At 65.8% G+C, this 25561-nt stretch carries 21 protein-coding genes; 12 read left to right on the top strand and 9 right to left on the bottom strand.

The annotated features are described in order from the left end of the window. Window positions 1-1128: family 1 glycosylhydrolase (locus ASE85_RS12935; protein ID WP_056688952.1), on the top strand; the 1128-nt coding region annotated here is incomplete at its 5' end. A 43-nt stretch (window positions 1129-1171) separates the two neighbouring features. On the opposite strand, the gene galB is transcribed toward ASE85_RS12935, so the two are convergent. Next, window positions 1172-3865 carry a beta-galactosidase GalB gene (galB, locus tag ASE85_RS12930; protein WP_235523522.1) on the bottom strand — a complete coding sequence of 898 codons (2694 nt, stop codon included), beginning with the start codon at window positions 3863-3865 and terminating at the stop codon, window positions 1172-1174. A 148-nt stretch (window positions 3866-4013) separates the two neighbouring features. Between galB and ASE85_RS12925 the strand changes: the two genes are divergently transcribed. Beyond that, window positions 4014-5123 (top strand): ThuA domain-containing protein, encoded by a 1110-nt coding sequence (locus ASE85_RS12925; protein WP_056688949.1) that lies wholly within the window; start codon window positions 4014-4016, stop codon window positions 5121-5123. Here the strand turns inward: ASE85_RS12925 and ASE85_RS12920 are convergent. From ASE85_RS12920 to ASE85_RS12895, 6 genes are read right to left on the bottom strand one after another with little or no spacing between them, the layout of a single operon-like run. After that, on the bottom strand, window positions 5104-6135 hold the full coding sequence (locus ASE85_RS12920; protein ID WP_082462800.1) for a UDP-glucuronic acid decarboxylase family protein: 1032 nt from the start codon (window positions 6133-6135) through the stop codon (window positions 5104-5106). The two genes, ASE85_RS12925 and ASE85_RS12920, sit on opposite strands and share 20 nt — an antisense overlap. Next, entirely contained in the window at window positions 6132-7088 is a 957-nt protein-coding gene (locus ASE85_RS12915) for a glycosyltransferase family 2 protein (RefSeq protein ID WP_056688941.1), read from the bottom strand. Before ASE85_RS12915 ends, ASE85_RS12920 begins: the two co-directional genes overlap by 4 nt. Then, window positions 7085-8185, bottom strand: a complete 1101-nt coding sequence (locus tag ASE85_RS12910; protein ID WP_056688939.1) for a glycosyltransferase family 4 protein — start codon at window positions 8183-8185, stop codon at window positions 7085-7087. The genes ASE85_RS12915 and ASE85_RS12910 overlap by 4 nt, the downstream gene beginning before the upstream one ends. Further along, window positions 8182-9573: a lipopolysaccharide biosynthesis protein gene (locus ASE85_RS12905; protein ID WP_056688937.1), complete on the bottom strand. Its 1392-nt coding sequence runs from the start codon at window positions 9571-9573 to the stop codon at window positions 8182-8184. Before ASE85_RS12905 ends, ASE85_RS12910 begins: the two co-directional genes overlap by 4 nt. Further along, complete coding sequence (locus tag ASE85_RS12900; protein ID WP_056688934.1) at window positions 9570-11051, bottom strand: O-antigen ligase family protein; 1482 nt, start codon at window positions 11049-11051, stop codon at window positions 9570-9572. Before ASE85_RS12900 ends, ASE85_RS12905 begins: the two co-directional genes overlap by 4 nt. Then, complete coding sequence (locus tag ASE85_RS12895; protein ID WP_056688931.1) at window positions 11041-11874, bottom strand: hypothetical protein; 834 nt, start codon at window positions 11872-11874, stop codon at window positions 11041-11043. The genes ASE85_RS12900 and ASE85_RS12895 overlap by 11 nt, the downstream gene beginning before the upstream one ends. 364 nt (window positions 11875-12238) lie before the next feature. Here ASE85_RS12895 and ASE85_RS12890 point away from each other — a divergent pair, with 364 nt between their 5' ends. The 10 genes from ASE85_RS12890 to ASE85_RS12845 are packed head-to-tail and all read left to right on the top strand — an operon-like array spanning window position 12239 to window position 22907. After that, on the top strand, window positions 12239-13630 hold the full coding sequence (locus tag ASE85_RS12890) for an undecaprenyl-phosphate glucose phosphotransferase (protein ID WP_162237454.1): 1392 nt from the start codon (window positions 12239-12241) through the stop codon (window positions 13628-13630). After that, a complete protein-coding gene (locus ASE85_RS12885) occupies window positions 13630-14727 on the top strand; it encodes a hypothetical protein (protein ID WP_056688924.1) in 1098 nt (365 codons plus the stop codon). Before ASE85_RS12890 ends, ASE85_RS12885 begins: the two co-directional genes overlap by 1 nt. Continuing rightward, the gene (locus ASE85_RS12880; protein WP_056688921.1) at window positions 14724-15446 is read left to right on the top strand and encodes a nucleotidyltransferase family protein; all 723 of its coding nucleotides are present in this window, start codon (window positions 14724-14726) and stop codon (window positions 15444-15446) included. The genes ASE85_RS12885 and ASE85_RS12880 overlap by 4 nt, the downstream gene beginning before the upstream one ends. Beyond that, window positions 15443-16420: an NAD-dependent epimerase/dehydratase family protein gene (locus tag ASE85_RS12875; protein WP_056688918.1), complete on the top strand. Its 978-nt coding sequence runs from the start codon at window positions 15443-15445 to the stop codon at window positions 16418-16420. The genes ASE85_RS12880 and ASE85_RS12875 overlap by 4 nt, the downstream gene beginning before the upstream one ends. Before the next feature lie 10 nt (window positions 16421-16430). Next, entirely contained in the window at window positions 16431-17360 is a 930-nt protein-coding gene (locus tag ASE85_RS12870) for a glycosyltransferase family 2 protein (RefSeq protein ID WP_056688915.1), read from the top strand. Then, window positions 17357-18109 (top strand): polysaccharide biosynthesis/export family protein, encoded by a 753-nt coding sequence (locus ASE85_RS12865; protein WP_056688912.1) that lies wholly within the window; start codon window positions 17357-17359, stop codon window positions 18107-18109. The genes ASE85_RS12870 and ASE85_RS12865 overlap by 4 nt, the downstream gene beginning before the upstream one ends. Continuing rightward, window positions 18106-19746 carry a GumC family protein gene (locus ASE85_RS12860; protein WP_056688909.1) on the top strand — a complete coding sequence of 547 codons (1641 nt, stop codon included), beginning with the start codon at window positions 18106-18108 and terminating at the stop codon, window positions 19744-19746. Before ASE85_RS12865 ends, ASE85_RS12860 begins: the two co-directional genes overlap by 4 nt. Further along, window positions 19743-20558: a class I SAM-dependent methyltransferase gene (locus ASE85_RS12855; protein ID WP_056688906.1), complete on the top strand. Its 816-nt coding sequence runs from the start codon at window positions 19743-19745 to the stop codon at window positions 20556-20558. The genes ASE85_RS12860 and ASE85_RS12855 overlap by 4 nt, the downstream gene beginning before the upstream one ends. After that, window positions 20551-21756, top strand: coding sequence for a DUF1972 domain-containing protein (locus tag ASE85_RS12850; protein WP_056688903.1), 1206 nt, complete (start codon window positions 20551-20553; stop codon window positions 21754-21756). The genes ASE85_RS12855 and ASE85_RS12850 overlap by 8 nt, the downstream gene beginning before the upstream one ends. Next, window positions 21753-22907 (top strand): glycosyltransferase family 4 protein, encoded by a 1155-nt coding sequence (locus tag ASE85_RS12845; RefSeq protein WP_056688901.1) that lies wholly within the window; start codon window positions 21753-21755, stop codon window positions 22905-22907. The genes ASE85_RS12850 and ASE85_RS12845 overlap by 4 nt, the downstream gene beginning before the upstream one ends. Here the strand turns inward: ASE85_RS12845 and fahA are convergent. Both fahA and hmgA read right to left on the bottom strand, forming a co-directional pair. Further along, window positions 22891-24192 carry a fumarylacetoacetase gene (gene fahA, locus ASE85_RS12840; RefSeq protein WP_056688897.1) on the bottom strand — a complete coding sequence of 434 codons (1302 nt, stop codon included), beginning with the start codon at window positions 24190-24192 and terminating at the stop codon, window positions 22891-22893. The genes ASE85_RS12845 and fahA overlap by 17 nt on opposite strands. Continuing rightward, the gene (gene hmgA, locus ASE85_RS12835; protein WP_056688894.1) at window positions 24189-25505 is read right to left on the bottom strand and encodes a homogentisate 1,2-dioxygenase; all 1317 of its coding nucleotides are present in this window, start codon (window positions 25503-25505) and stop codon (window positions 24189-24191) included. Before hmgA ends, fahA begins: the two co-directional genes overlap by 4 nt. Window positions 25506-25561: the final 56 nt, after the last annotated feature.

Raw genomic sequence — 25561 nt, 5'->3', positions numbered from 1 at the left:
GTCAAGGCCTATCGCTTCTCGATCGCCTGGTCGCGCATCTTCCCCGATGGCAAGGGCAAGCCCAATGCCAGGGGGCTGGACTATTATAACCGGCTGGTCGACGGACTGCTGGCGGCGGGCATCACCCCGCATGTCACCATGTTCCACTGGGATCTGCCCCACGCCCTGCCCGGCGGCTGGCAGAATCGCGATACCAGTTACGCCTTCGCCGATTATGCCGGTTACACCGCCGGCAAGCTGGGCGATCGCGTCGATCACTTCATGACGCTCAACGAACTGCGCTGCTTCACCGATTTGAGCTATATGACCGGCGGCAAGGCGCCGGGCCTGAAACTGCCGATGGGGCAAGTCAACCAGATCCGCCATCATGGCGTGCTGGCGCATGGCCTGGGGCTACAGGCGATCCGCGCGGCGACCAGATCGGGCACGCAGGTCGGCATCGCCGACAATCCCAACATCTATGTSCCCGCGATCGAGACGCCCGACCATATCGAGGCGGTGAAGAAGGCGGTGCGCGCAGAAAACGCCATGTTCCTGACCGCCATCATGGAAGGCCGTTATATCGACAGCTACCTGACCGCGCAGGGCAAGGATGCGCCCAAGGTCAAGGATGGCGACATGACGCTGATCGGCGCGCCGCTCGATTTCCTGTCGGTCAATGTCTATACCGGCAACACCGTCCGCGCCGACGAGACATCGCCGTCSGGCTACAAAATCCTGCCGCATCCGGGGCAAGCGCCGCGCATGCCCTCCCCCTGGCTCTATGTCACGCCGGAGGTCATCTATTGGGGCATGCGCGCCATCAGCGACAACTGGAAGCCCAAGGGCCTCTATATCTCCGAAAATGGCTGCTCGGCCGACGACAARGTSGCCGAAGACGGCAAGGTCTATGACACCGATCGCGTCATGTATCTGCGCAACTACCTCACCCACCTCCAGCGCGCGACCCGCGAAGGCATCCCGGTSAAGGGCTATTTCGTCTGGAGCCTGATGGACAATTTCGAGTGGGAGGATGGCTATACCAAGCTGTTCGGCATCCACCATGTCGACTTCAAGACCCAGAAACGCACGCCAAAATTGAGCGCTGACTGGTATCGCGAACTGGTAAGAACCAACAGGCTCGTATGAGAGCCGAAAAGGGGCGGTTCCGATGGAGCCGCCCCTTTCTGATTCAGCGCTTTGCGCCAATCTCCACCTGCGTCTCACCCAGCCCTTCGGCACGGGCGCGCAGGATGATCTTGCCGGGGCGCTGTGCCTTCACGATCGCCAGCGCCCGCCCGTTGAACGCATCGCGGCTCTTCGACGGGAAGGCGGTCATGTCGGTCGGATCGCCATTGTCGGTGGCGACGATCGTGCCCGGCCCCTCGATCGAGAAGTCGACCTTCTGCTTGGCGGCCGGCACGACATTGCCGTCCTTGTCCAAAACCTTGAGCGTCACGAAGCTGAGATCGCGGCCGTCGCTGGCGATGGCGGCGCGGTCGGCGGTCAGCGACAGTTTCGCCGCCTCGCCCACGGTGTGGATCGTCTCGGTCGCCCAGGGCTGTCCCTTCTTCCATGTGACGACCTTCACCTCGCCCGGTTCGTAGACGACATAGTCCCAGCGGAAGCGATATTCATAGTCGCGCTTCCTGATCTTGCCCTGCGACTTGCCGTTGACGAACAGTTCGCCTTCGTCCGCCGAGGAGAAGACATGGACGGGGGTGATCTGCCCGACACGATCCGGCCAGTTCCAGTGCGGCAGGATATGGGCGAATTTCAGGTCCGGGCGCCAGCGCGCCTGATAGAGCCAGAAGCGATCCTTGCGGAAGCCAGCCAGATCGACAATGCCCGAATAGCTGCTGCGCGAGGTATAATAGGGCGTCGGTTCGCCCAGATAGTCGAAGCCGGTCCAGACGAATTCGCCTGCGACATAAGGATTCTGGTCGTCGGCGGCCCAGACCCGATCGGGCGAGGAGCCGAAGTCGGAGGCGTGGAGTTCATAAGCCGATACCTGATGCGTGTCGGGATTGCCGCCCGACCATGGCCGCACCGGGCCGCTGATCGCGCCGGCGACCGGGAACATATATTCGCCGCGGCTGGAGAGAGCCGACGCGCTTTCGGTCGACAGGATCATCTTGTCCGGGAATTTGGCGCGGAAAGCCGGGTACTGGCCAATGATGCCGCGAATGCCCGCACCCTGATAGTTGAGGCTGATGACGTCCACCGTCGTCGGCAGAAGCATGTCCGCCTTGGCGAAATTCATAGCCCCGGTGGCAGGACGGGTCGGGTCTTCCTCATGCGCGATGGCGACCAGTTCGCGGCCGATCTTCGCGCCCGCTTCGCCGTCATATTGTTCGCCCACTTCATTGCCCACGCTCCACAGGATGATGGAGGGATGGTTGCGGTCGCGGCGCAGCATGGCGCGGGCGTCGGCCTCATGCCAGTCGGGGAAGATCAGGTGGAAGTCGTGCGGCGTCTTCTTCTTTTCCCAGCTATCGAACACTTCGTCCATGACCAGAAAGCCCATGCGGTCGGTGAGTTCGAGCAGTTCGGGCGCAGGTGGGTTATGACTCATGCGCACGGCGTTGGTGCCCATGTCGCGCAGGATTTCTAACTGACGCTCCGCCGCGCGGGCGTTGAAAGCGGCCCCCAATGCGCCGAGGTCATGATGATTGTTCACGCCGCGCAGCGGGATATGCTCGCCATTGACGATGACGCCCTTGTCGGGATCGAACTGCACGTCGCGCACGCCGAAGCGGGTTTCGTGGGTGTCGATCGTCTTGCCGCCCTGCGTCACGGTGGAGACGGCGACATAGCGGTTGGGCGCTTGCGTCGGCGGCGGTCCCCACAGGCGCGGGTTGGTCAGGATGGCCGAACCGTTCAGCACCGCCTTTTCGCCCGGCGCGATGCTGGCCGACTGGCGCGCGATGCTGGCGACGGGACGGCCGGTCCGCTGGCCATGCGCGTCGAGCACGTAAAGCGCGGTCGCGACTTCGACCTGCGCCGGCTTGTCCCCGTCATTGTCGAGGGTCAGGCTGAGGTCAACGGTCGCCTGTTCCCTGCTCACCTTGGGCGTGCGGATGGTACTGCCCCATTGGCCGACATGGACCTTGTTCGCGGTGGTGAGGTAGATGTCGCGATAGAGGCCGCCACCCGGATACCAGCGCGCCGACGCGGCGGGATTGTCGAGGCGGATCGCGAGTTGGTTCCTGCCCCCCGCCACGGCATAGGGGGTGAGGTCGAGGCGGAAGCTGTTATACCCATAGGGCCAGCCGCCGACGAGCTTTCCGTTCAGCCACACCGTGGCGTAGGACATGGCCCCTTCGACATCGAGGAAGATCGACTGCCCTTTGGCGCTGGCAGGAATATCGAGCGTCTTGCGATACCAGCCGATGCCCCAGCTTGGCAGGCGACCCATGCCGCCATAGGGCCCATCCTTGATGAAGGGACCGGCGATCGCCCAGTCATGCGGCAGGTCGACAGGGGTCCAGCCGCTGTCATCGAACCCCGCCTGCACATAGGGGACGTCGCCGCCCGGATTGCCGGCCGGGCGGACATGATGTTTGGCGGGGTCTTTGATGAAGGGATTGGCGCTGGGGAGAATCCAGGGTTTGAGGACTTTCGCGCCGTTGTCGTCCACCTTGACGGCCGCGTCGGGGCGGGCGTCGGCCAGCTTGCCATCGCCCGCATCCTCGATGGGCGGGCGGACGTCATAGCGCAGGTCGGTGGTCAGGCCGGCGGGATCGCCCTTGGTAAAACGCCAGTTCTTGCTGATCGAAACGCTATCGGCGGCAAGCAGTTGGGCCGGGAGACTGGCCAAAGCCATTGCGGAGAGAGAGACCAGTCGTCGCCAGTGCGACACCGAGTTGGACAGTTGTTTCATCATTCTCTCCCTGTTCGCTTGCGTCTGGTAACGCTATCATTACTCTGAGCGATAGCAGGCACTTTGGCAAGCCATGAAGTGGCACATGATCGCGCTTTCCGTGCGCCGCCGGGCGAGGTAGGACGGCGTTTGAAAAGATTGGGAGAGGGACATGAAAAGAGCGTTCGCCGCGAGTGCGGCCCTGATGCTGACGCTGTTGCCGGTGGCCGTGCTGGCCAGGCCCGTCACCGATTGTCCGCTGCGCGACACGCCTTTTTCGACCGAAGCGCCGATCGTGGACCTGTTGCTCAGCCCGCCGGCCAAGGCGATGCTGGAGGCGGATGCGCCGGAGATATTTACCGCCCTGCCCCCGCGTTTCTTCACGACGCAGGCGCCGACCTTCGCAGCGATCCTGAACCTGAAGGCGCTGGCGAAGATGAAGAATCTCCCCGCCGACAAGATGGCTGCGCTGGACGCGAAGCTGCGCGCTTTGCCGGTGACGGCGGCGGACAAGGTGGCGCGCTGCGCCCGTTATGATGCCGATCGCCCGACCATCACCCTGCCCAGGGGCAAGCCCAGGGTGCTGATCTTCGAGAAGATCAACGGCTTTCGCGACGGCCCCTCGGTCGATGCCGCCCGCGCCGCCTTTCAGGCGATGGCGCAGCGCAAGGGCTGGGCCGTGGTGGTCAGCGACAAGGGCGGGGTGATGACCCCGGCCCTGCTGCGCCAGTTCGATGCGGTCGTGTGGAACAATGTCAGCGGCGACGTGCTGACGCTGGCGCAGCGGGCGGCGTTCAAAGCCTATATCGAACAGGGTGGCGGCTATGTCGCTGTGCATGGATCATCGGGCGATCCGTCCACCTTCTGGCCCTGGTATGTCGACACACTGGTCGGCACCCAATTTGCCGGACACCCGATGGACCCGCAATTTCAGGACGCCAGAATCATGGTCGAGGGGCGCAGCCATCCGGTCGCGGCGGGCCTGCCGGGCGAGTGGGTCATGAACGACGAATGGTACAGCTTTACCGCCAATCCCCGCCCCGGCAGCAGCGTCATCGCGACGCTGGACGAAGGCAGCTACAAGCCCGGCGCGCTGGCCATGGGCGATCACCCGATCGCCTGGACCCGCTGCGTCGGCAAGGGCCGGGTCTTTTATTCCGGCATCGGCCATCGCCCGGAAACCTATGCCGATCCCCATTATGTCACCATGCTGGAAAATGCCGTAACATGGGCGTCGTCGCGCCGGTCCGCCTGCCCTACGGTCAAGCCCCCAGCCGGTTGACCGGATAGGCGGGCGGCAGGACGATGTCGCCCTGCATGGCGATCGGCAGCACGGGACTGGCCGCGCAGCTCAGCAATGCGTCGAAATAGGCGATGGTGCGGGTCAGCCCTTCGCGCAGCCGCACCGTCGGTTCCCAACCCAGCATGTCGCGCGCGCGGGCGATGTCAGGGCGGCGCTGGCGCGGATCGTCGGCGGGCAAGGGGCGCATGATGAGGGGCGAGCGCGATCCGGTCAGCGCCACAATCATCTCGGCCAGTTCGATCATGGTGAATTCGTCGGGATTGCCGATATTGATCGGGCCGGTGATCGCATCTTCGCTGCCCATCAGCCGGATCAGCCCGTCGATCAGGTCATCGACATAGCAGAAGGAGCGCGTCTGCCGCCCGTCGCCATAGAGGGTGATGGGCTGGCCCAGCAGCGCCTGACAGATGAAGTTGGACACGACGCGCCCGTCCGCCGGGTCCATGCGCGGACCATAGGTGTTGAAGATACGCGCGACCTTGATCCGCACCCGCCCTTCGCGATGATAGTCGAAGAAGAGGGTTTCGGCGCAGCGCTTCCCCTCATCATAGCAGGCGCGCGGGCCGATGGGGTTCACATGGCCCCAATATTCCTCCTGTTGAGGGTGGACCTCCGGGTCGCCATAGACTTCGCTGGTGGAGGCTTGCAATATCTTGGCGCCGGTGCGCTTGGCCAGACCCAGCATGTTGATCGCGCCATGCACGCTGGTCTTGGTGGTCTGCACTGGATTGACGCTGTACTGCACAGGCGATGCGGGGCAGGCCAGATTGTAGATTTCGTCCACCTCGACATAGAGGGGGAAGGTCACGTCGTGGCGCATATAGTCGAAATTGGGTCGGCCCAGCAGTTGCGTCAGGTTGCTTTTCGATCCGGTGAAGAGATTGTCGACGCACAATATGTCATGCCCCTGCGCCACCAGCCGGTCGCACAGATGCGATCCCAGGAAACCGGCCCCGCCAGTCACCAATATGCGCTTGATACCCCTGTTCATCGCGTCGCTCCTTTATGTCGGAAAATGGTGGCGGCCATGGCGGCCAGATAGGTCCGGCTGAAACGTGCCATCGCGCTATGGCCCCGGCCGGGACGCACAAGGGCGAGCAGGCTGAAACCCGCCCAGCGGATTGCGTAGCCGGTGAAGAGAATGGCGTCATAGGCAAGGCGCGCGAGCGGCCCATGGCTCTGCCGGAAGAAGAAGCGTGGCCCCTTGTACACGCTGGCGAGGATTTCCAGCGAGGGCTGGCGTGCGAAGCTGGCGCCATGATGATGGGTGATGGTCTGGCGTGCGGAATAGCATATGCGCCAGCCGGCACGGGCGACCCGGTGGCAAAGCTCCATATCCTCGCCGAACATGAAAAAGGCCGGGTGGAAGATGCGCGAGCCGACGGCTTCGCGGCGGAAGGTGAGGGAGGCGCCGGACACCCAGTCGATCGGACGGATGCCCTGCGGGTCGTCATCCAGATAGACGGCGGGCGGCGCCCAGCGGCGGGGCAGCAGGCGACCCAGGAAAAGATAATTCCAGCCGAGGTTGGCGAGCGTCGGGAAAGCCCCGCCCGAGGCGCGCTGGAAACTGCCGTCACTGTTGCGCAGGCGCGATCCGATGATGCCGATCTGCGGGTCGGCGCGGATGGTGTCCAGCATCGCGGCGATCGCGCCGGGATCGGCCACCGTGTCGGGATTGAGCAGCATGACGATGGGCGCGTCCGTCGCGTCATAGCCTAGCTGGCAACCGTCCGCGAAACCCAGATTGGCGCCGCTTTCGATCAGGCGGACCCAGGGAAATTCGGCGCGAACCATATCCGCGCTGCCGTCCGCCGATGCGTTGTCCACGACTATGGTGGCGACCGCGCCGGGCGGTCGCCATGTCGCCTGCGGGATGGCGGAAAGGCAGTCGCGCAGCAGGTCGCGGACATTCCAGTTGACGATGATGATGGCGAGGCGCGTCATGGCATCATGCTCCGGTAAAGATCGGCATAGGCGGGGCGCAGCGCCGTCCAGTCATAGGTGGCGCGGGCATGGTGCTGCATCAGGCGACGGTGGCGTTCGGCGGGATCGGCGGCCATGCGGGTCAGCAGCGCGGCGAGCGCACCCGGCGCGGTCATGTCGATCCAGCAGGCGGGATTGGGCATCAGCCAGCGAAAATGCGGCGCGTCATGCAGGATGACGGGCAGGCCCGCCGCCGCCGCTTCGACGATGGCGAGGCCGAAGGCTTCTAAGATGGCGGCATGGGGCATGACGTCGGCCAGTGTGAACAGGTCTGCGACCTGGGCGCTCGGCACATGGGTGACGCGCACCCGGTCGCCCAGCCTTGCGCGGGCATAGGCGGGGAGGTCCGGGTCGCCATGGTCCAGGCTGCCGTCGAGCCACAGCAGCGGATCGCCCGGCATCTGCACGACCTCTTCGATCAGATGATGAGTCCGCTTGTGCCCGCGATTGAGCGCGGCGACGGACAGGATGACGAAACGGTCCGGCGTAATGCCATGGCGCGCGCGCAGGGTGGCGCGATCGGCGCTGGCGACGAAGCGATTCGGGCGATAGCCGCAGGGGCGCAGCGCCATATGCGCCGGGTCATGGCCCTGCGCCACCGCATCCGCCTGCGTCGCCGCCGAAATCTGGTGCAACAGGTCGCAGGGGGGATAGTCGCGCGGGGGCATTGCCGTCCCCTCCGTATAGAGAAGGCGAAACTTCAGGCGCAGAACCCGGCGCAGATGGAAGAGCAGGCGCGCCAGCGGCGGGTCGATCACATGAACGATATCGTACCGCCCGCCGGTCAGGTGCGGCAGCAGCGCCAGCGCGAACGTCAGGCATTCGGCGTGCATCGGCGTGCGGCCCATCAGCCGGTGCAGCGGCAGATAGCGGATGGCTTTCCCGCCACGCCGCAGGAACGGCAGGACGATCTCATCCGCGCGCTCCTCTCCGCCGCCCTTGAACAGGGTCATCGGAAAGTCGCCGCGCATCTCATCGAACAGGTCGCGGAACAGGCGCTCGAACCCGCGCTGGACCAGATCCACGCCGGGGCAAGCGATGGCGATCCGAGGGGTCATACGATATCTTCCGCAAGACGACGCCACCGGGGCACGGACAGCGCGACAAGGCCCAGCAGGATGGCGGCCGCCGCGATGCCGCCGGTCAGGGTTCCGGCCCATGGACTGGCGCCGACCAGCAGCGCGGCGGCGATTGCGCTGCCGATCAGGACGACGACCGGGCGCCAGTCGATCGTCAGGCCGGTGACGCGCTGCGCGATCCAGCTGATTACAACGGTGCCGAGCAGCAGTTCGACCAGCAGGCAGGCCCAGGCCGCGCCGATCACGCCCAACATTGGTACCAGCAGCAGCAGGGCGGCGCACTGACCGGCGAGCGAAAATATGGTCAGCACCATCGCTCGCCCCTGCCGCCCGGCGACGATGATCAGCGGCGACATGGCCGTTGTGATCGCCCGCGCCATCAGCGTCCAGGCCATGAGGCGCAGCAGCGGCGCGCCGGCGGCGAAGTCCGCTCCCATCAGCCCCATCAGGAAAGCCGCGCCGCCATGGATGCCGGCAAACATCAGTGCCGCCAGCACCACCGACAGCAGGAGCGTGGCCTGCTGGGTCCGGGCAAAGGCGGCGGGATCGCGCCGCCAGTCGCGTGCGATCAGGGGAAAGGCCGCGCTGCTGATCGCCTGCACCGCGACCAGCGCCGGCATGATGAAGCGCGCCGCCGCCGCATAGAGGGCAACCGCTTGCATATCGAGCAGCCGGGCGAGCAGCAGCGGCGCCAGCGCATCGTAAAGCAGCACCAGCAGCCCGGCACAACCGAGCGGCAGCGCCCGCCGGGCGAGCCGGATGGCGGGCAGGCGGCGGGCGGTGGACTGCGTCAGCGACCCCGCCCAATGCGTGACCAGCGCGGCCTGCGCCAGCCGCGCCAGCGCGAAACTGGCCAGCAACAGCGACAGCGGCGCGCGATACAGGCAGGCGATCGCCAGCAGCGGCAGCATCAGCGCCACGCCGGCCAGTTCCGCGCTGATATCCCGATCCATCCGTAACGCGAGGCGCAGGGTGGCGCGGGCCGGTTGCATCGCTGCGGTGGCCAATACCGCTACGCTTCCCGCGCAGCCGGCCAGCAGGATCGCCCGCTCCTGCCCCGCCAGCCACAGCCCAAGCGGCAGGAGCAGGGCGACGGCCGGCCCCTGCACCTGTTTGGCGCGTGACAGCGCGGCCAGCACCGCCGCCTGCCGCCCAGCTCGCCGCGCCGCATCGCGCACCGCCATGTCGGTCTGACCGAAATCGACCAGCCATTCGGCAAGACCGATGAGGCTCAGGAGCAGCGCATAAGCGCCGAAATCCTCCGTCCCCGCCAGCCGGGCGACGATCAGCGCCGCCAGCATGCGCATGGCCGACAGGGCGATCCGGCCAACGGCCAGAGTGGCGCCACTTTTCAGGAGGCGGGTCATGGCACCCTGCCATTGCGGCGTTGCCAGACATGGGTCGCGACGATGATCGCGGCGAGTATCCAGAACAGGCGCGCGCCGGGCATCTGGCGCAGGAAGAAGCTGCCGAACCCGTCGAGCAGATTGGCGCAAAGCCCCGCCAGCGCTCCGGCGTTGAGGGCGTAAAGCATCGGATCGGCGCAGTGCCGCGCGTTGGCCCATGCGGTGCGCAGCAGGCCGGCGAGCAGGATGAGGAAGCAGATGAGGCCGATCGTGCCCTGCTCCGCCCAGATCAGCAGATAGATGTCATGCACCACCGGCCAGTTGGCGCCGAAGCTGCGCGTCAGCCCGTCCGTCCCGCCGTGAATGGTGCGACCGGGCAGGTGCAGGACGAAGCTGTTGAGGCCAACGCCCAGCAACGGATGATCGCACATCATGGCCCAGGCCACGCCCATCCAGTCCCAGCGGAAATCGACCGCGCCCGGATCGCTCTGGGTGAAGCGCCGGACGATCGCCGGGGCGAAGGCCAGCGCGCCGGCAAGGCCGGCCGCCAACACGATCATCGTGCCCGCCAGCGCCCTTTGCCGCGATCGCCGGTCGCGCAGCATCAATCCCGCGAGGATCGGTACGGCCAAGGCGAAGGCCAGCCAACCGGAGCGCGACAGCGTGAGCAAAAGCGCGACCAGTGCCATGGCGAGCACCGCGCCGATCGCCAGCTTCCGCTCCATCGACAGGCGCGTCATCAGCATCGCCAGCAGCATCGGCGCCAGCATCGCGATATAGCCGGCCAATATATTGGGATGGCCCAGCAGTCCGCCGATGCGGAAGGTGGCGCCGCCGTCCATATAGGTGGCGCGATTGGCATATTCGAGCGTGGTCATCGTCGCCTCGCCCAGAAATTGCAGGCCGATATCGGCCTTCTTCGCATATTGGGCGATGCCGACCGCCGCTTGCAGGCCAAGGCCCATAGCGAGCGCCGCGAAGAGATGCAGAAAGCGGCGCGCCCGCGTCAGTTCGCCGATCAGTAGCAGGAACAGGGCCAGCGACTTGGCCATCTGCACCGCCTCCACCAGCGCAAGCTGGCGATAAGGCCCGGTCAGCGCGTCGATCAGGCCGAGCAGGATCATCCCGATCCATCCATAGGCGAGCGGCGGCAAAACCAGCGGGGCACCGCCACGCCGCGCATCGCGCCATTGGAAGAGCAGCAGGGCGATCAGGAACAGATCGACCGCCTCGATCGCATAAGCGCCTGCCCCGCCCATATGGGGCATGGGGTGGAAACGCTTGGCGATGCCCAGCGGGGCTGTGAGGCCCACACCCCACAGACAGGCCAGCCGCGGGTTGCCACTGGCCCAGAGCGCCGCGACCAGCCCAACCGCGCCGACCGCCGCCACAGCAGGGGCGCGCCCGAACGAGAAGCCGGCGGCTACGACAAGCGCCGCCACGCTGGCTGCCCCCGCCACCATCAGGGCGCGTCCGGGCTGGATCGCCTCAGCCACCATGCGCCGGCACCGTCAGGATCAGCCCCGCCGGCGCAATGCCATGGGCGCGGAACGCATCACGCGCATCATGCAGGCGCGCCATGGGCGATCGGCCTTCCTCGGCCAGCGTCCAGACCAGATCGGCGGCGCGCGCCAGCGTCAGGTTGCGGCTGTCGCTGCCGATGCCGCGCTGCTGGATCAGGATATGGTCGAACCGTTCGGTGAGGAAAGGCAGCATCGCCGCGATGTGCTCCGGCCGGCCAGCGGCGGGGTTCCTCCCGGCGCCGAGCAGGATCATGTCCGGCCGCGCCAGCAGGCGCATCGCCTCCACCGCCGACCAGGGATCTTCGGCCCGCACTTCGGACAATCCCGCATGGCCGCGCCCGACCAGTAGTGCGCTCACCCCGTCGTTCGCCAGCGTCGCATCGATCAGCAACACCCGCCCGCCCTGCTCCTGCTGCACCATCGCGGCGAGCAGCAGCAGCGCATCATTGGCGGAGTCGGCGTTGCATAAGGCACTGAGCAGGATTGTCCGCGCCTTACCGATCCGACGCGCCAGATAGCGATAGCGGCGTGAAGGCTGTTCGACCGGCATATGCAGATGGTCCCGCAGGCGCCGCGACAGCCGCCCGATCAAAGAAGGGCGCGCATCTTTCCGCGGTGCCAGCGCCGGTCGCTCGGCGGCAGGGCGCCATATGACCGCATAGCCACGCGGCACCCGCGCCCAGCGTGCACCGGGGCGCTGCACCAGTTCCGCGCTGCAAAGTAGGCAGCGTGAAAAGCCGATGCCGCCATTCCACGCAGCCGCCGGATCGACCCGGTGATGACCCCAACGGCACAGCATCCCCCGATTACCCCTTTCCCCAGTCATGACCCCATGATCGACCTTCCCGATGACGAGACGGAATCGACATAAAATCCAATACAGAGATAATATATCGCAAAATATTGTCCGCAATGCGCCAAAACACGACTGTCGCAAAATGATACACACAATAATTACATGGTTAACATGACTATGACTCACCTTTCGTTTTTGATTTTATCGGATGGAGATTCGATTTTACTTCAAGATATTATCTGCAATTTCCATAATTCATTATTTGAATATTACATATTTTACATGTTTCATCGTCACTTTTATTCAGGACGGGAGCGTCGAGGCCATGCCGACCCACCAATGGGATACGGATTTCAGGACGAGCGGGATGTTCCAGCAATTCGGCGCGCTGTTCGTGCGCCTGTGCCGACTGGTCGACACCGGGCTGATCCTGCTGTGCCTGGCGCTCACGACGGAACCGTTCTCGCCCCGGCCGGCGATGATCGACGCGCTGCTGTGCATCGCCGTGCTGGAACTGACGGCCTCCTTCTTCCACCTCAGCCGGTCCTGGCGGATCGTGCGGCTGCGCCATGAACTGGCGGATCTGACCGCTCATTGGTCGATCAGTTTCGCCGGAATCATGACGCTGTTCGCGCTGCTCGGCGACCTGCCGCTGGCGCAGGCGCCGTCATGGGCGCCAGCCGCTGCGCTATGGTATGGCGGGTCCCTGTGCGCGATCATCCTGTTCCACATCGTCATGCGCCTCGTCCTGCGGCTGTGGCGCAGCGTCGGCCACGACCACCGCAGCGCCGCCTTCATCGGCGCAACCGAAACCGCGCAGCGGCTGGGCGACATCTTCGCGCGGCATCGCTGGATGGGCATTCGATCTCTGGGCGTCTTCGATGATCGCCGTCCTTCGGATGATCGCACCGTGGCCTTGTCGCCGCATGACTTCGGCGGGTCGGTCGACCGCCTCTATGAACTGGCGCGCACGGGGGCGGTCAGCCGCATCTATGTGACGCTGCCGATGGCGGCGGAACAGCGGATCAAGGCGATCCTCGACCGATTCGGCGATACCACCGCCTCGCTCTATTATTGCCCGCCTTTGTTCCGGCTGGATCTGGTCGGCGCGCGCTGGGACGATGTCTATGGCCAGCCGGTCGTCAGCATCGTGGAATCCCCGTTCGAAGGGCATATGCGCTGGGTGAAGCGGGCGGAGGATATTGCCCTTACCCTCATGGCCCTGCCGCTGATCCTGCCGGTCGCGTTGCTGGCCGCGATCGCGATCAAGCTGGATACGCGCGGGCCGGTCTTTTATCGCCAGATCCGCTATGGGCTGGACGGGCGGCCGTTCCGCATCTGGAAATTCCGGTCGATGCGGATGGCGGGCGATGACGCTTTCGTACAGGCGCGGCGGGGCGACAGCCGGGTCACGCGGGTCGGCGCGCTGCTTCGCCGCACCTCGATCGACGAATTGCCGCAATTCATCAATGTCGCGCTGGGCAGCATGTCGGTCGTCGGACCGCGTCCCCATCCGGTCGCGCTGGACGACAGTTTCCGCCCGCTGATCCATCGCTATGCGGTGCGGCACAAGATCAAGCCCGGCATCACCGGTCTGGCGCAGGTCAGCGGCTGGCGCGGCGAGACGGACACGCACCACAAGATGGCGCAGCGGATCATCCACGACATCGACTATCTGCGCCGCTGGTCGCTGTGGCTGGACCTTCAGATCGTGGCGCGCACGCTGGCCGTGCCCTTCGTGCAGCGGAATGCCTTCTGATGCGGCGGCCGCTCCCCCTCCTCATGCTGATGGCCGGATGCGCCAGTCCGGCTCCAGCGCCCGATTTGCCCGATCCGATGCCGGGCTGGACGGTCAACCGCGCCGCGCCGGTCATCGCGGCGGGATCGTTGCGGGCGCAAGGCTTGTGGAACGACCCCAGCCCGCTCCGCACGGCACATGGCTATGCGCTCTACATAACGAGCAGTACCGGCGCGCCGTTCAAGCCGCCTGTCCTGCCGTTCCGCGCGGTGTCGCGCGATGGTGCGCATTGGACGCTCTCGCCCGCTACCCCGCTGCTGACGGCGGAAGGCGGTCCCTACGCCAGTATCGAGACCCCCAGCGTCGTGCGCTTCGCCGGCCATTACTGGATGGGCTTTACTGGCGTCTATGCCGATCCCGACCCGTCACCCATGGCGATCGGCCTTGCCGTATCGCCCGATGGCGTGACCTGGCAGGTCGCCGACTGGACATTGCTGAAGGCAACCGGCGGGGCGACCGACTGGAACGGCTATCTGGTCGGTGAGCCGGGATTGGTGGTACGCGGCGAGGAACTGCTGCTCTATTTCTCGGCCGTCGGTGCGCGGGATGGCGGCGGGCCACCGCGCCAGTCGATCGGCCTGATCCGGTCGCGCGATGGCGTGCGTTTCACCGCGCCGGAACAGGTCGTGACGCAGGGACCGCTCTATCCCGCTGCACAGGGCTATGCCGGCTATTCCTCCCCCGCCGCGCTGGCGGATGCGGATGGCGCGATCGACCTCTTCTACTCGGTCGCCCATGTCAGGGCCGGCGCCGATCCGCAATGGCAGCAGGTGGCGATCCATCATGCCCGCGCCGGCGATGGCGTCCATTTCCGCGAAGACCCCGCGCCGTTGCTGACCCGCGCCAGCACCGGCTGGACCGATGGCGAGATATTCGCCCCCGGCCCGCTGCGCGACGGTGACATGATCCGCCTCTGGTTCGGCGGCCATGTCGCGAACGCGCGCCTCGCCCCGCTGATCCAGCGCGGCATTGCCGGGCCGGAGTTCGGCATCGGCCTGGCCACCCTGACCACAGACCAGTTCACCCAAGCACCGACGAAGAAAGGAACCGACAGATGAAAGTCGTCATATTGTGCGGTGGGCAGGGCATCCGCGCCTTTCCCTTCACCACCTATCTGCCAAAGCCGATGCTGCCATTGGGTGGCACGCCGGTACTGGTCCATGTCATCAAGAATTTCATTCGGCAGGGATTTCACGAATTCATATTGGCGGCCGGATACCGGCAGGATGTTCTTCACGATTATTTCGAGGGGAAGGATATCGGCGCCAGCATAAAGATCGTGGACACGGGCGAGGATGTCGATACTGGCCGCCGCATCTGGAACTGCCGCCACCTGATCGACGGCCCGTTCATCGCCACCTATGGCGACGGGCTGTCCGACGTGCCTTTGGCCGATGTGGTCGCCTTTCACCGGAGCCACGACGCCCGGCTGACCATCACCTCTGTACCGATGTATTCGCAATATGGCGTGCTGTCGGTCGAGGAGGACGGCGCCATCGCCCGCTTCGCCGAAAAGCCGCTGATCGCCGATTACTGGATCAATGCCGGCTTCATGGTGATGGACCCCGCGATTTTCGACGACTGGCAGGGCGACAATCTGGAACGCGACATCATCCCGCCGCTGATCGCGCGCGGGGACGCCTTCACCTACCGCCATGGCGGCTTCTTCAAGTCGTTCGACAGTTACAAGGATGTGATCGAGGCGGACGAGATGCTGGCTGGCGGAACGCCGCCGCCATGGATCGGCGACCATGGACCGCAGGAGCGTGCGGCATGAGCGGCTTCTGGAAAGGCAAGACCTGCCTCGTCACCGGCGCCACCGGTTTTCTGGGCGGCAGCCTTGTGTCCGAACTGCTGCGCGAGGGTGCGGAGGTGGTGGCGCTGGTCCGCGACATGGTGCCGCAGTCCCGTTTCCAATCGGAGGGGCTTGTCGCACGGGCCAAGGTCGTGCGCGGCGCGCTGGAGGATTATGACGTCATCGAGCGCGCGCTGAACGAATATGCGATCGACACCGTCTTCCACCTCGGCGCGCAGGCGATCGTGGGGGTCGCCAACCGCAACCCGCTCTCCACCTTCGAAGCGAATATCAAGGGTACCTGGGTGCTGCTGGAGGCGTGCCGCCGCGTCGCCACGGTGGAGCGGATCGTCATCGCTTCCTCCGACAAGGCCTATGGCGACCATGACGTCCTGCCCTATCAGGAGGATTTCGCCTTGCAGGGCCGCCATCCCTATGATGTGTCGAAAAGCTGCGCCGACCTGATCGCGCTCAGCTATGCGGCGACCTATCGCCTGCCCGTCACCATCACCCGTTGCGGCAATCTGTTCGGGCCGGGCGACCTCAACAGCAACCGGATCGTGCCGGGCACCTGCCTCGCCGCGATCGACGGAACTCGGCCGCTGATCCGGTCGGACGGATCGCCGGTGCGCGACTATGTGTTCGTGGAGGATATCGTGCGCGGCTACCTCCTCCTCGCCCGGCATATGGGCGATGCGGATGTGGTCGGCCGCGCCTTCAACTTCGGCACGGGCGAACCGGTCAGCGTGCTGGACCTGACCCGCCGCACGCTTGCCGCCGCCGGGCGCGCCGATCTGGAGCCTGACGTGCGCAACAATGCCCATGGCGAGATTCAGGCCCAATATCTTTCCTCCGCACTGGCCGCGGAGAAACTGGGCTGGGCGCCCGGCGCGGGGCTGGATGAACGGCTGGCCCAGACCTTCCTCTGGTACAAGGCGCATCGTCATTTCTTCTGAGCGCCTCTTCGTGGGCATCCCCACCTACGACCGTCCGCATCTGGTGCGGGAGGCAGTGGAGAGCCTGCGCGCGCAGAGCCTGCGCGATTTTCGCGCGGTGGTGAGCGACAATGCCTCCCCCGGCGGCGCGGGCGATGTCGTGCGCGCTTATGTCGAGGGGCTAGGCGATCCGCGCATCCGCTTCGTGGAGCAAACGGCCAATGGCGGCGAATATGGGCAGGGCCGCTATCTGTTCGGGGCGGCAGGAGACGCCGAATATTTCTGCATCCTGCATGACGACGATCTGCTGTCGCCGCCCTATATGGCGCGCGCCGTCGCCGCGCTCGATGCCGCGCCGGACGCAGCGCTGTTCGTCGCCAATCCCTGGCTGATGGAGGCGGACGGGCAACCATCGCCGGAGATGACCGCCCGTTATCATCGCGGGCATGGCCGGGCGCGGCGCCAGACCGGGCGCTTCCCGATCCTCGACACGCATATGCGCAGCGGCTTCACGCCGATTTCCGGCACCGTCTTTCGCACACAAGCGCTGCGCCGGTCGGGTTTTGTCGATGCCGATTGCCATGGCAATTTCCCGTTCGAACTGAACATCTTCACCCGGCTGGGCGATATCGGGGCGACCGGCTGGTTCGACCCGGACATGCTGCTGGGCTTCCGCTATCATGCCGGGCAGTTGCGCAACACGCTGGGCCTGATGGCCAATCCACAGGTCGTCGGCACGATGTTGCGGATATTGGAGCAGCGCCATTATGCCGGCGCGCCCGAACGCCGCCGTCGCGCGATTATCGCCCGACTGCATCGCGCTCAGGCGCAGATGCGGCTGGACGAAGGCGACGCCGAGGCCGCACGCGCCGCGCTGGCCCGCGCCTGCGCCGCCAACCCGCTGTCGCCCCGCGCCTGGGCGATGCGCGCGCGCCTGCACCTGACGGGGGCTTCGAGATGACTGCCCCCCGCACCAGCCTGCTCACCGCGCTGATCCTGCTCATCCCGATCCTGCTCGGCGCCTGTTCGACCAGCCTGACCGCGCCGCAGAGCATCGCCGCCGCGCCGGACGTGATCCGCTCTACCGCGCGCTACGAACGCGCCTATCTGCTCAGCCCCGGCGACCAGCTGGAGATAGCGGTCGATCGCATGCCCGAATTGTCGCGCAGCGCGACCGTGCGGGCCGATGGCATGGTGACGCTGCCCCGGTCGGGCGACATCGCCGTCGCGGGCATGACACCGATGGCGGCGGCGGCAGAGGTGCGGCAGCGATTGCTGGCGCGGGTGCGCGACCCGCAGGTGAGCGTTGCCGTCGCCAATCCGCGCGAAGCCAAAGTCTTCATCGCCGGTGAGGTCAATCGCCCCGGCCCGGTCCCCTTGCGTGATGCGCCTACAGCGGCGCAGGCGCTGATCATGGCGGGCGATGCGGGCAAGGGGGCAGCGCTTTCCAACGTCGCGCTCATCCGGCTGGACGCCGACGGGCGCCTGACCGCCCATATCCTGCGCAACCGCGCACGCGGCCATGCCGGCCTGCTGCTGACGCTCCAGAATGTGCCGTTGCAACCGGGCGACATCATCGTGGTGCAGGAAAGCGGCGGCACCCGCTTCGCCCGCTTCCTCCAGACCTATGTCAACGCGCCGCTGGGCGGCCTCAGCCAGTTGATGGCGCCCTATGTCCAGTTGCGCCTGTTGCAGGAGATCGACCGATGACCGGCCTCCCCGAAGCTGTCCCCTATCGACCGGAGGCCGACAGTTTCGACCTGCGGCGCGCAGGGCAGGTCACCGCCGTCGCCATCGCAATTCATCGCCGCATGATCCTGACCATCATGGCGCTGACGGTCGCGCTGGTCGGGCTTTACATCCTCGTCTGGCCGCCTGTCTTTTCGGCCAGCGTCACGGTGTCGGCGGTGTCCGACGACGACCGACAGCGCGAGAGCTTCTACGACGACTGGGCCGTGTTTCGCCGCAATGCGCTGAAGGACGAGATGATCCTCGCCACATCCGGCCCCGTCCTGAAGCAGGTGATCGCCGACCAGCGGCTTGGCTATGGCGACGTCTATCATCCGCCGCTGCGCTACCTGACCTGGCTGTGGACGCAAAGCTGGCCGGGGCGGGCATGGCGGGGGACGAAGGAGGCGCTCTTCCCCCGTGCACCCTCCCCCTATGTGCCGAGCGCGCAGGCCGTGGAGCGCGCCCGCACGCTGGACGATTTCCGCACCGGCGTCGCCATGGTGCAGATCCCCGACAGCCATATCGCCCTGCTGACGGTGCGCGGCCCTTCACCCCGCGTGGCGGACATCGCCGATGCGGTGGCGGCGACCTATATCGCCCAGCGCCGCGCCCGCTTCGCCGACGAGGCGCGGCAGGCGCAAGCGGCGTTGCAGGGGGAGGCCGATCGCGCCCGCGCCGACCTGCGCCTGCTCGAAGCGCGGATGGAGCGCTATTATACCCGCAATGACATGCTGCTGATGTTCGAGAAGGACAAGGTGGAGATCGGCCAGTTCCTCAGCCAACAGGCGGAACTGGATGCCAAGCGTACCGCCATCGCCGCCGCACAGAGCGAACTGGCGACGGTCACCGCACAATTGTCGCGCGAGCCAAGGAACATCCTCGCCAGCCGGCTGGTGCAGGATAATCCGGTCGCCGCCCAGTTGAAGCAGGAACAGGCGAAGCTGATCGCCGCGCGCGATGCGCTGCTGGTCCGCTATCGCCCGGATTCGCCCGATGTGCGCGACATGGACGATCAGATCGCGGCGATCGGCCGCCAACTGGCCGGCCAGCCGCAACGCGGCGTGCAGCAGAGCAATATCGCCCGCAACGGCGGCTATGATGCGCTGCGCGCGCGGCAGGCGGCGTTGCAGGCGCAGCTTGCCGGCGATCGGGCGGGCCTCGCCACCCTGTCGGCGGAGGTCGGCGCCCGCCGGGCCACGATCGACCTCATTCCGCAGAAGATGAAGGACAGTCATGACCTCAGCCGCGCGCATGACATCCTGGAGAAGACCTATCTGGCGTTGCAGGACAAGCTGATGACGGCGGCGGTGACGGCGGCAACCGCCCAGTCCGCGCCATCCGCCATCCAGATCGTCGAGGGCGCGGCCCTGCCCGACAAGCCGGACGCGCCGCAGACCAAGTTGCTGCTGATCGCCGCCATCATCATCGGCCTTGGCGCGGGGGTGGTCGTCGCCGTGCTGATCGACATCATTCAGGATCGCGCCAACCGCTACCGCCTGAGCCAGCCGGACGCGCCATTCCCACTGCTCGCCATCGTCGGACAGGACCGGGCCTATGTCCGCCGCCTGTTCGATCTCCCTGCCATCACGACTGAACAAGGAGGCTCAAACATATGAAATATCACATTCTCAACGCGACCCGATCGCTCGGCTTGTTGCCCATGTTCGATCGCATGGCCTTCCTGCGCAAGCGGGCGGCGGCGGCGCGGCGCAATCGCGCCTTTATCGACGCCCATCCTGATTTTGCCGTGCCGCCCGCCGATCTCGCCTTTGACGCCTATAACAAGGTCGACTGGGCCGACTATCATGATCTGGGCCTCGTCCATGCCGGAATGTTTGCGCGGCTGATCCGCGAACGACTGCCCGACATGCCGTCCCTGCGCGTACTGGAATGGGGGTGCGGGCCGGGCCGATTGATCCGCCATATGCCGGCCTTGCTGGCGGACCGGGCGCCGGAGGTCATCGGCACCGATTATAATGCGGCGACGATCGACTGGTGCCGCGCGCATCTGCCCGGCATCGACTTTGCGCTGAACGGGCTGCCGCCGCCTTTGCCGCTGCCCGACAACAGCGTCGATGCGGTCTATAATTTCTCCGTCTTCACCCATTTGTCCGCCGATATGCACCGCGACTGGACCGCTGAACTTCATCGCGTGCTGCGTCCCGGCGGGCTGATGATCGCGACGACCCATGGCGACCATTATCGCTATCTGCTGACGCGGCGGGAGGAAGCCGACGCCTATGCGCGCGGCGACCTCGTCACGCAGAGCCGCTTTGCCGAGGGCAAGAAATGGTATTTCGCCGTCCATCCGCCGGTATGGGTCCGCAATCATCTGCTCGCCGCGTTCGAGCGGGTGGAGCAGGTCGATCCCGACCCGAAGGTCCGCATGATGCAGGATATCTGGATCGGGTACAAACCCCATGGCTGATCCCGCCACGCCCCCCCTGCGCGTCGCCATCATCGGCGATCGCGGCATCCCCGCCCGCTACAGCGGCTTTTCGACCTTGGTGGAGGAACTGGCCACCGGACTGGTGCGCGATCATGGCATGGACGTCACCGTCTATTGCCGCACCCATTATTATGCAGCGCGCCCGCCCGTATGGAATGACGTGCGCTGCCGCTACCTGCCCGCGCCCGGCGGCAAGAGCTTCGAGAGCATCGTCCATAGCAACCTGTCGCTATGGGATGCTGCCTTTCGCGATTTCGACCTGGTCTTCGTGGTCGATCCGGGCAATGGCCCGTTCGTCCTGCCACTGCGCGCGCGGGGCATAGCGGTACTGATCCATACCGATGGCCTGGGCTGGCAACGGCGTAAATGGAACAGGATACAGCGCGCTTATTATAAATGGTCTGAACGGGTCAGCGCCTGGGCGGCGGACTGGCTGGTCACCGATTCGCGGGCGATGCAGGATTATTACGCCCGCGAATATGGCGCCGCCTCCACCTATATCCCCTATTCCGGCGCCGTCGGCGATCCGCCCGACGCCACCGCACTCGGCTGCTATGGCGTCACACCCGGCGCATATTATCTGGTCGTCGCGCGGATGGAGCCGGAAAATAATGTCGACCATATCATCCGCGAATATCGCGCGTCGGGTATCACCAAACCGCTGATCGTCGTAGGGTCGGTTCCCTATGACAGCGCCTATGCCCGCGCCGTCGCCGCCGAACATGACGGGCAGGTGCGCTGCGTCGGCGGCGTGTTCGAGTCCGCCGCGCTCAACGCCCTCTATCGCCATTGTGCCGCCTATCTGCACGGGCATGAGGTGGGCGGCACCAATCCCAGCCTGCTGCGGGCGATGCACTGGGGTGCGCCCTGCATACCGATCGACGTGATCTTCCATCGCGAAAATGTCGGACCGAACGCGCCCTATTTCCGCAGGGAGGCCGGCCATCTGGCGGCGATCCTGCGCGAACTGGACGCCGATCCGCAGCGGCGCGCTGCACTGGGCCGGGCGGCGCAGGCGCATGCGGCCGCCACTTTCCGCTGGGATGCGGTGGTTGCCGCCTACGCCGATCTGTTCGGCTTTATCGTGGATGCCAAGGCGGCGGGCCGCCGACCAAGCGCGAAGCAGATCGGCGACCCCTATCGTCCCGACCTGTTCGCGCCGGCGCAGGTGGCATGAAGATCCTGCATGTCTTCAATCGTCATCGCGGCGGCGGCGGAGCGGACAATGCCTGGGATGCGACCATCGCCCTGTCGCGAAGAAAAGGACTGAAAGTCGATATCTTCGAAAAGGATAGTCGGCATCTTTCAACCAGCCTGTCAGGGAAAATGGCGGCCTTCATCCAAGGCATCTACCCGGCGGCCACGCTTCGGGATTTTGCCGCGCGGCTGGAGCGGGATCGGCCCGACATCGTGCATAGCCATGAACTCTATCCGCTGCTGACCCCCTGGCTCTTCCCGCTCTGCGCCCGCGCCGGCGTGCCGGTGGTGCAAAGCTGCTATGATTTCCGCATCACCTGCCCGATCGCCACCCATCATGATGGCGCTGCCGTCTGTACCCGCTGCACCGATCATGGCGCGCATCAGGCCGTGGTGCGCAACTGTCGCAGCAACCTGCCCGAAAGCGCCGCCTTCGCCTTGCGCCACGCGCTGGCGGAGCGGCGAAACCTCTATGCCCATGTCAGCCGCTTCATCGTGCTGACGGAGTTCAGCCGCGACTGGCTGCATCGCCGCGCAGGCATTCCGTTCGACCGGATCAGCGTCAATGAATGCGCCATCCCTGCCACGCCCGAACCCGTCGATCCCGCGACCGGCGGCTATTTCGCCTTTGCCGGTCGTTTCGTCCCGGAAAAGGGGCTGGACACGCTGATCCGGGCGGCGCGCCTGTCAGGCTTGCCCATCCATGTCGCCGGGCCGGCGGGCAGCGATCCAGTGCCGCTGCTTGCGCAGGGCGTACCAGTGACGATCACGGACGGGCCGGCGTCGCTCGCCGCCATCTATCGCGGCGCGCGGGCGCTGGTGGTGCCCAGCCTCTGGTTCGAAACCTTCGCCATCGTCGCGGCCGAAGCCATGGCGCATGGCGTGCCGGTCATCGCCTCACGCATCGGCGCCTTGCAGGACACGGTGCGCGAAGGCGTGACCGGCCTGCATTTCATTCCCGGCGACGCTGCTGATCTGGCGCGGCAGATGCGCCGCCTCTGGGACGATCCGGCACTGTGCCGCCAGTTGGGCGCGGCCGGCCATGCCGATGTATCCGCCCGCTTCAAAGAGGACGCCCATTTCAACCGGCTGATCGCCGCCTACGAAGCCGCGCTCAAAGCGCCGGCATGACCATAGCCCGGCATTCGCCCAAGCCGATGGGCATGAAGCCCGGCGCTGACGCCTGCGCGCGCAGGATGATCTCGTCCCCATCCTCCAGGAAAGTGCGGCTTTCGCCACCGGGCAAAGCGATCGGTTCCTTGCCGCCCACGGACAGTTCGATCAGGCTGCCATAGCCTGACCGGTCCGGGGCGGAGATGGTGCCGCTGCCCAGCAGATCGCCCGGATTGAGGTTGCAGCCATTGGACGCATGATGGGTGACGATCTGCTGCACCGTCCAATACATGTTGCTGGCCGGACCACTGCTCAGCCGGAACGGCGCATCGCCGCGCGCGCGCATCGCTGCGGTCAGGATCAGCACCTCCAGCGTCAGGCCCAGCGCCCCATGCGCCTGATCGTCCGGGTCGGACAGATAGGGCAAGGGCGCGGGATCACCCGCCGGGCGGGGTGGTTGCGCCGGGCGGAACGGCGCCATCGCCTCACTCGTCACCACCCAGGGGGAAATGGTGGACTGGAAGCTTTTGGACAGGAACGGGCCAAGCGGTTGATATTCCCAGGCCTGGAAATCGCGCGCCGACCAGTCGTTGAGCAGGCAGAAGCCGGCGACATGGTCCGCCGCCTGCGCGATCGGGATGGGGGTGCCCAGTGCATTGCCGGCGCCGATCCACACGCCCAGTTCCAGCTCATAATCCAGCCGGGCGGACGGGCCGACCAGCGGCGCATCGGCCTCTGGCGGCTTGCGCTGACCCACCGGCCGGCGCAGCGCCACGCCCGACGGCCGGATCGAGGACGCGCGGCCATGATAGCCGATCGGCACATATTTATAATTGGGGAGTAATGGATTGTCCGGACGGAACTGCCGCCCGATATTGGTGGCGTGATGGATGCCGACATAGAAGTCGCTATAATCGCCGATATGGGCGGGCAGATGCAGGGTGCAATCCGCCGTATGATGCAGCAGGGGCATCAGCCGATCCGCATGGGCGGGATCGGACAGCAGATCGCTGAGCCTATGGCGCAGCGCCCGCCGGTCGGCGACAGACAGCGCCATCAACCCGTTCAGCGTCCCGGCCGTGCAAAGCGGCGCGAAGGCGGCGGGCAGCATGCCGGCAGTGGCGCAGGCGAACAGGTCCAATATCCGGTCGCCGATGGCCACGCCGATCCGCGCTTCCCCGCCGGCCGGTGAAAAGACGCCATAGGGCAGGTTCTGAATCGGGAAATCCGCATGGCCGTTCGCGATGTCCACCCAACTGGTGCGGGCGGGATCATGCGTCTCGTCGGTCGTCCACCAGTTCATGCCGCATCCCCCGCTTCCGGCAGTCGCGCCTTGCGAAAGCCTGTCCAGCATGCGTCATAATCCCCTTGTAACAAAGGCGTTTCCATCGCCCAGCGCGTGGGCATGAACGGCAGTCGGCTTTCGAACATGAAGGCCATCGTCTCCTCTATCCTGTGCGGTTGCAATGTCGCCGCGACCGCCCGGTCATGGCTGGCGACATCCGGCCCATGGGCGGACATCATATTGTGCAGGCTTGCCCCACCGGGCGCAAAGCCGCCCGCCTTGGCATCATATTGGCCGGTGATGAGGCCCATAAACTCGCTCATGACATTACGGTGGAACCAGGGCGGCCGGAACGTGTCCTCCGCCACCATCCAGCGCGGCGGGAAGATGACGAAGTCGATATTGGCGGTGCCGGCGCTGTCGCTCGGCGATGTCAGCACGGTGAAGATGGAGGGGTCCGGGTGATCGAAACTGACCGTCCCGATCGCATTGAACCGACTAAGATCATAGCGGTAGGGCGCGACATTGCCATGCCATGCGACCACATCGAACGGACTGTGATCGAGCTTGGCCGACCAGAGTTGCCCCCGATATTTCTGCACCAGTTCGTGCGGCCGCTCCACATCCTCATAGGCCGCGACCGGCGCCTCGAAATCGCGAACATTGGCCAGGCCGTTGGAACCGATCGGCCCAAGGTCCGGCAGACGGAACAGGCCGCCATGATTTTCGCAGACATAGCCGCGCGCTTCATCGTCCAGCAACTCGACGCGGAAACGCACGCCGCGCGGGATCAGTGCAATCTGGAGCGGGGCGACGACCAGCACGCCCATTTCGGTCATGATCCGCAGCCGCCCCTGTTGCGGCACGATCAGCCATTCGCCATCGGCGCTGAAAAAGGCGCGATCGACCATCGACTGGTTCGCGGCATAGAGATGAACGCTGCACCCTAGCCCCGCCGAAACATCGCCATTGACTGCATAGGTGACTAACCCATCGATGAAATCGACCGCGTCGGCCGGCAGGTCGAGCGGGTTCCAGCGCAGCCGATTGGGCGAAGCGACCGCGTCGGCGTCGGGCGCGCTGCGCAACAGGCTCGCTTTGGCATAGGGTAGGAAGGGCGCGTGCATCGCGCTCGGCCGCATGCGATAAAGCCAACTGCGCCGATTGTCGGCGCGCGCCACGGTGAAGGCGGTCGCGGACACTTGTTCGGCATACAGGCCATAGGGCACGCGCTGCGGCGAATTGCGCCCCACCGGCAGCGCGCCAGCCACCGCCTCGGTCGCATGATGATTGCCGAAGCCGGTCAGATAATCGCCGTCAGGATAATCCATCGTCACTCTCCTCCGTTCGCCCCGAGCCTGTCGAAGGGCGCAGCGCGAACGGTGTC

It is taken from the genome of Sphingobium sp. Leaf26 (genome assembly GCF_001421665.1).
GTDB lineage: Bacteria > Pseudomonadota > Alphaproteobacteria > Sphingomonadales > Sphingomonadaceae > Sphingobium.
Note: the sequence above shows the minus strand (reverse complement) of the source record. Positions and strands in the feature narration are given on the sequence as shown.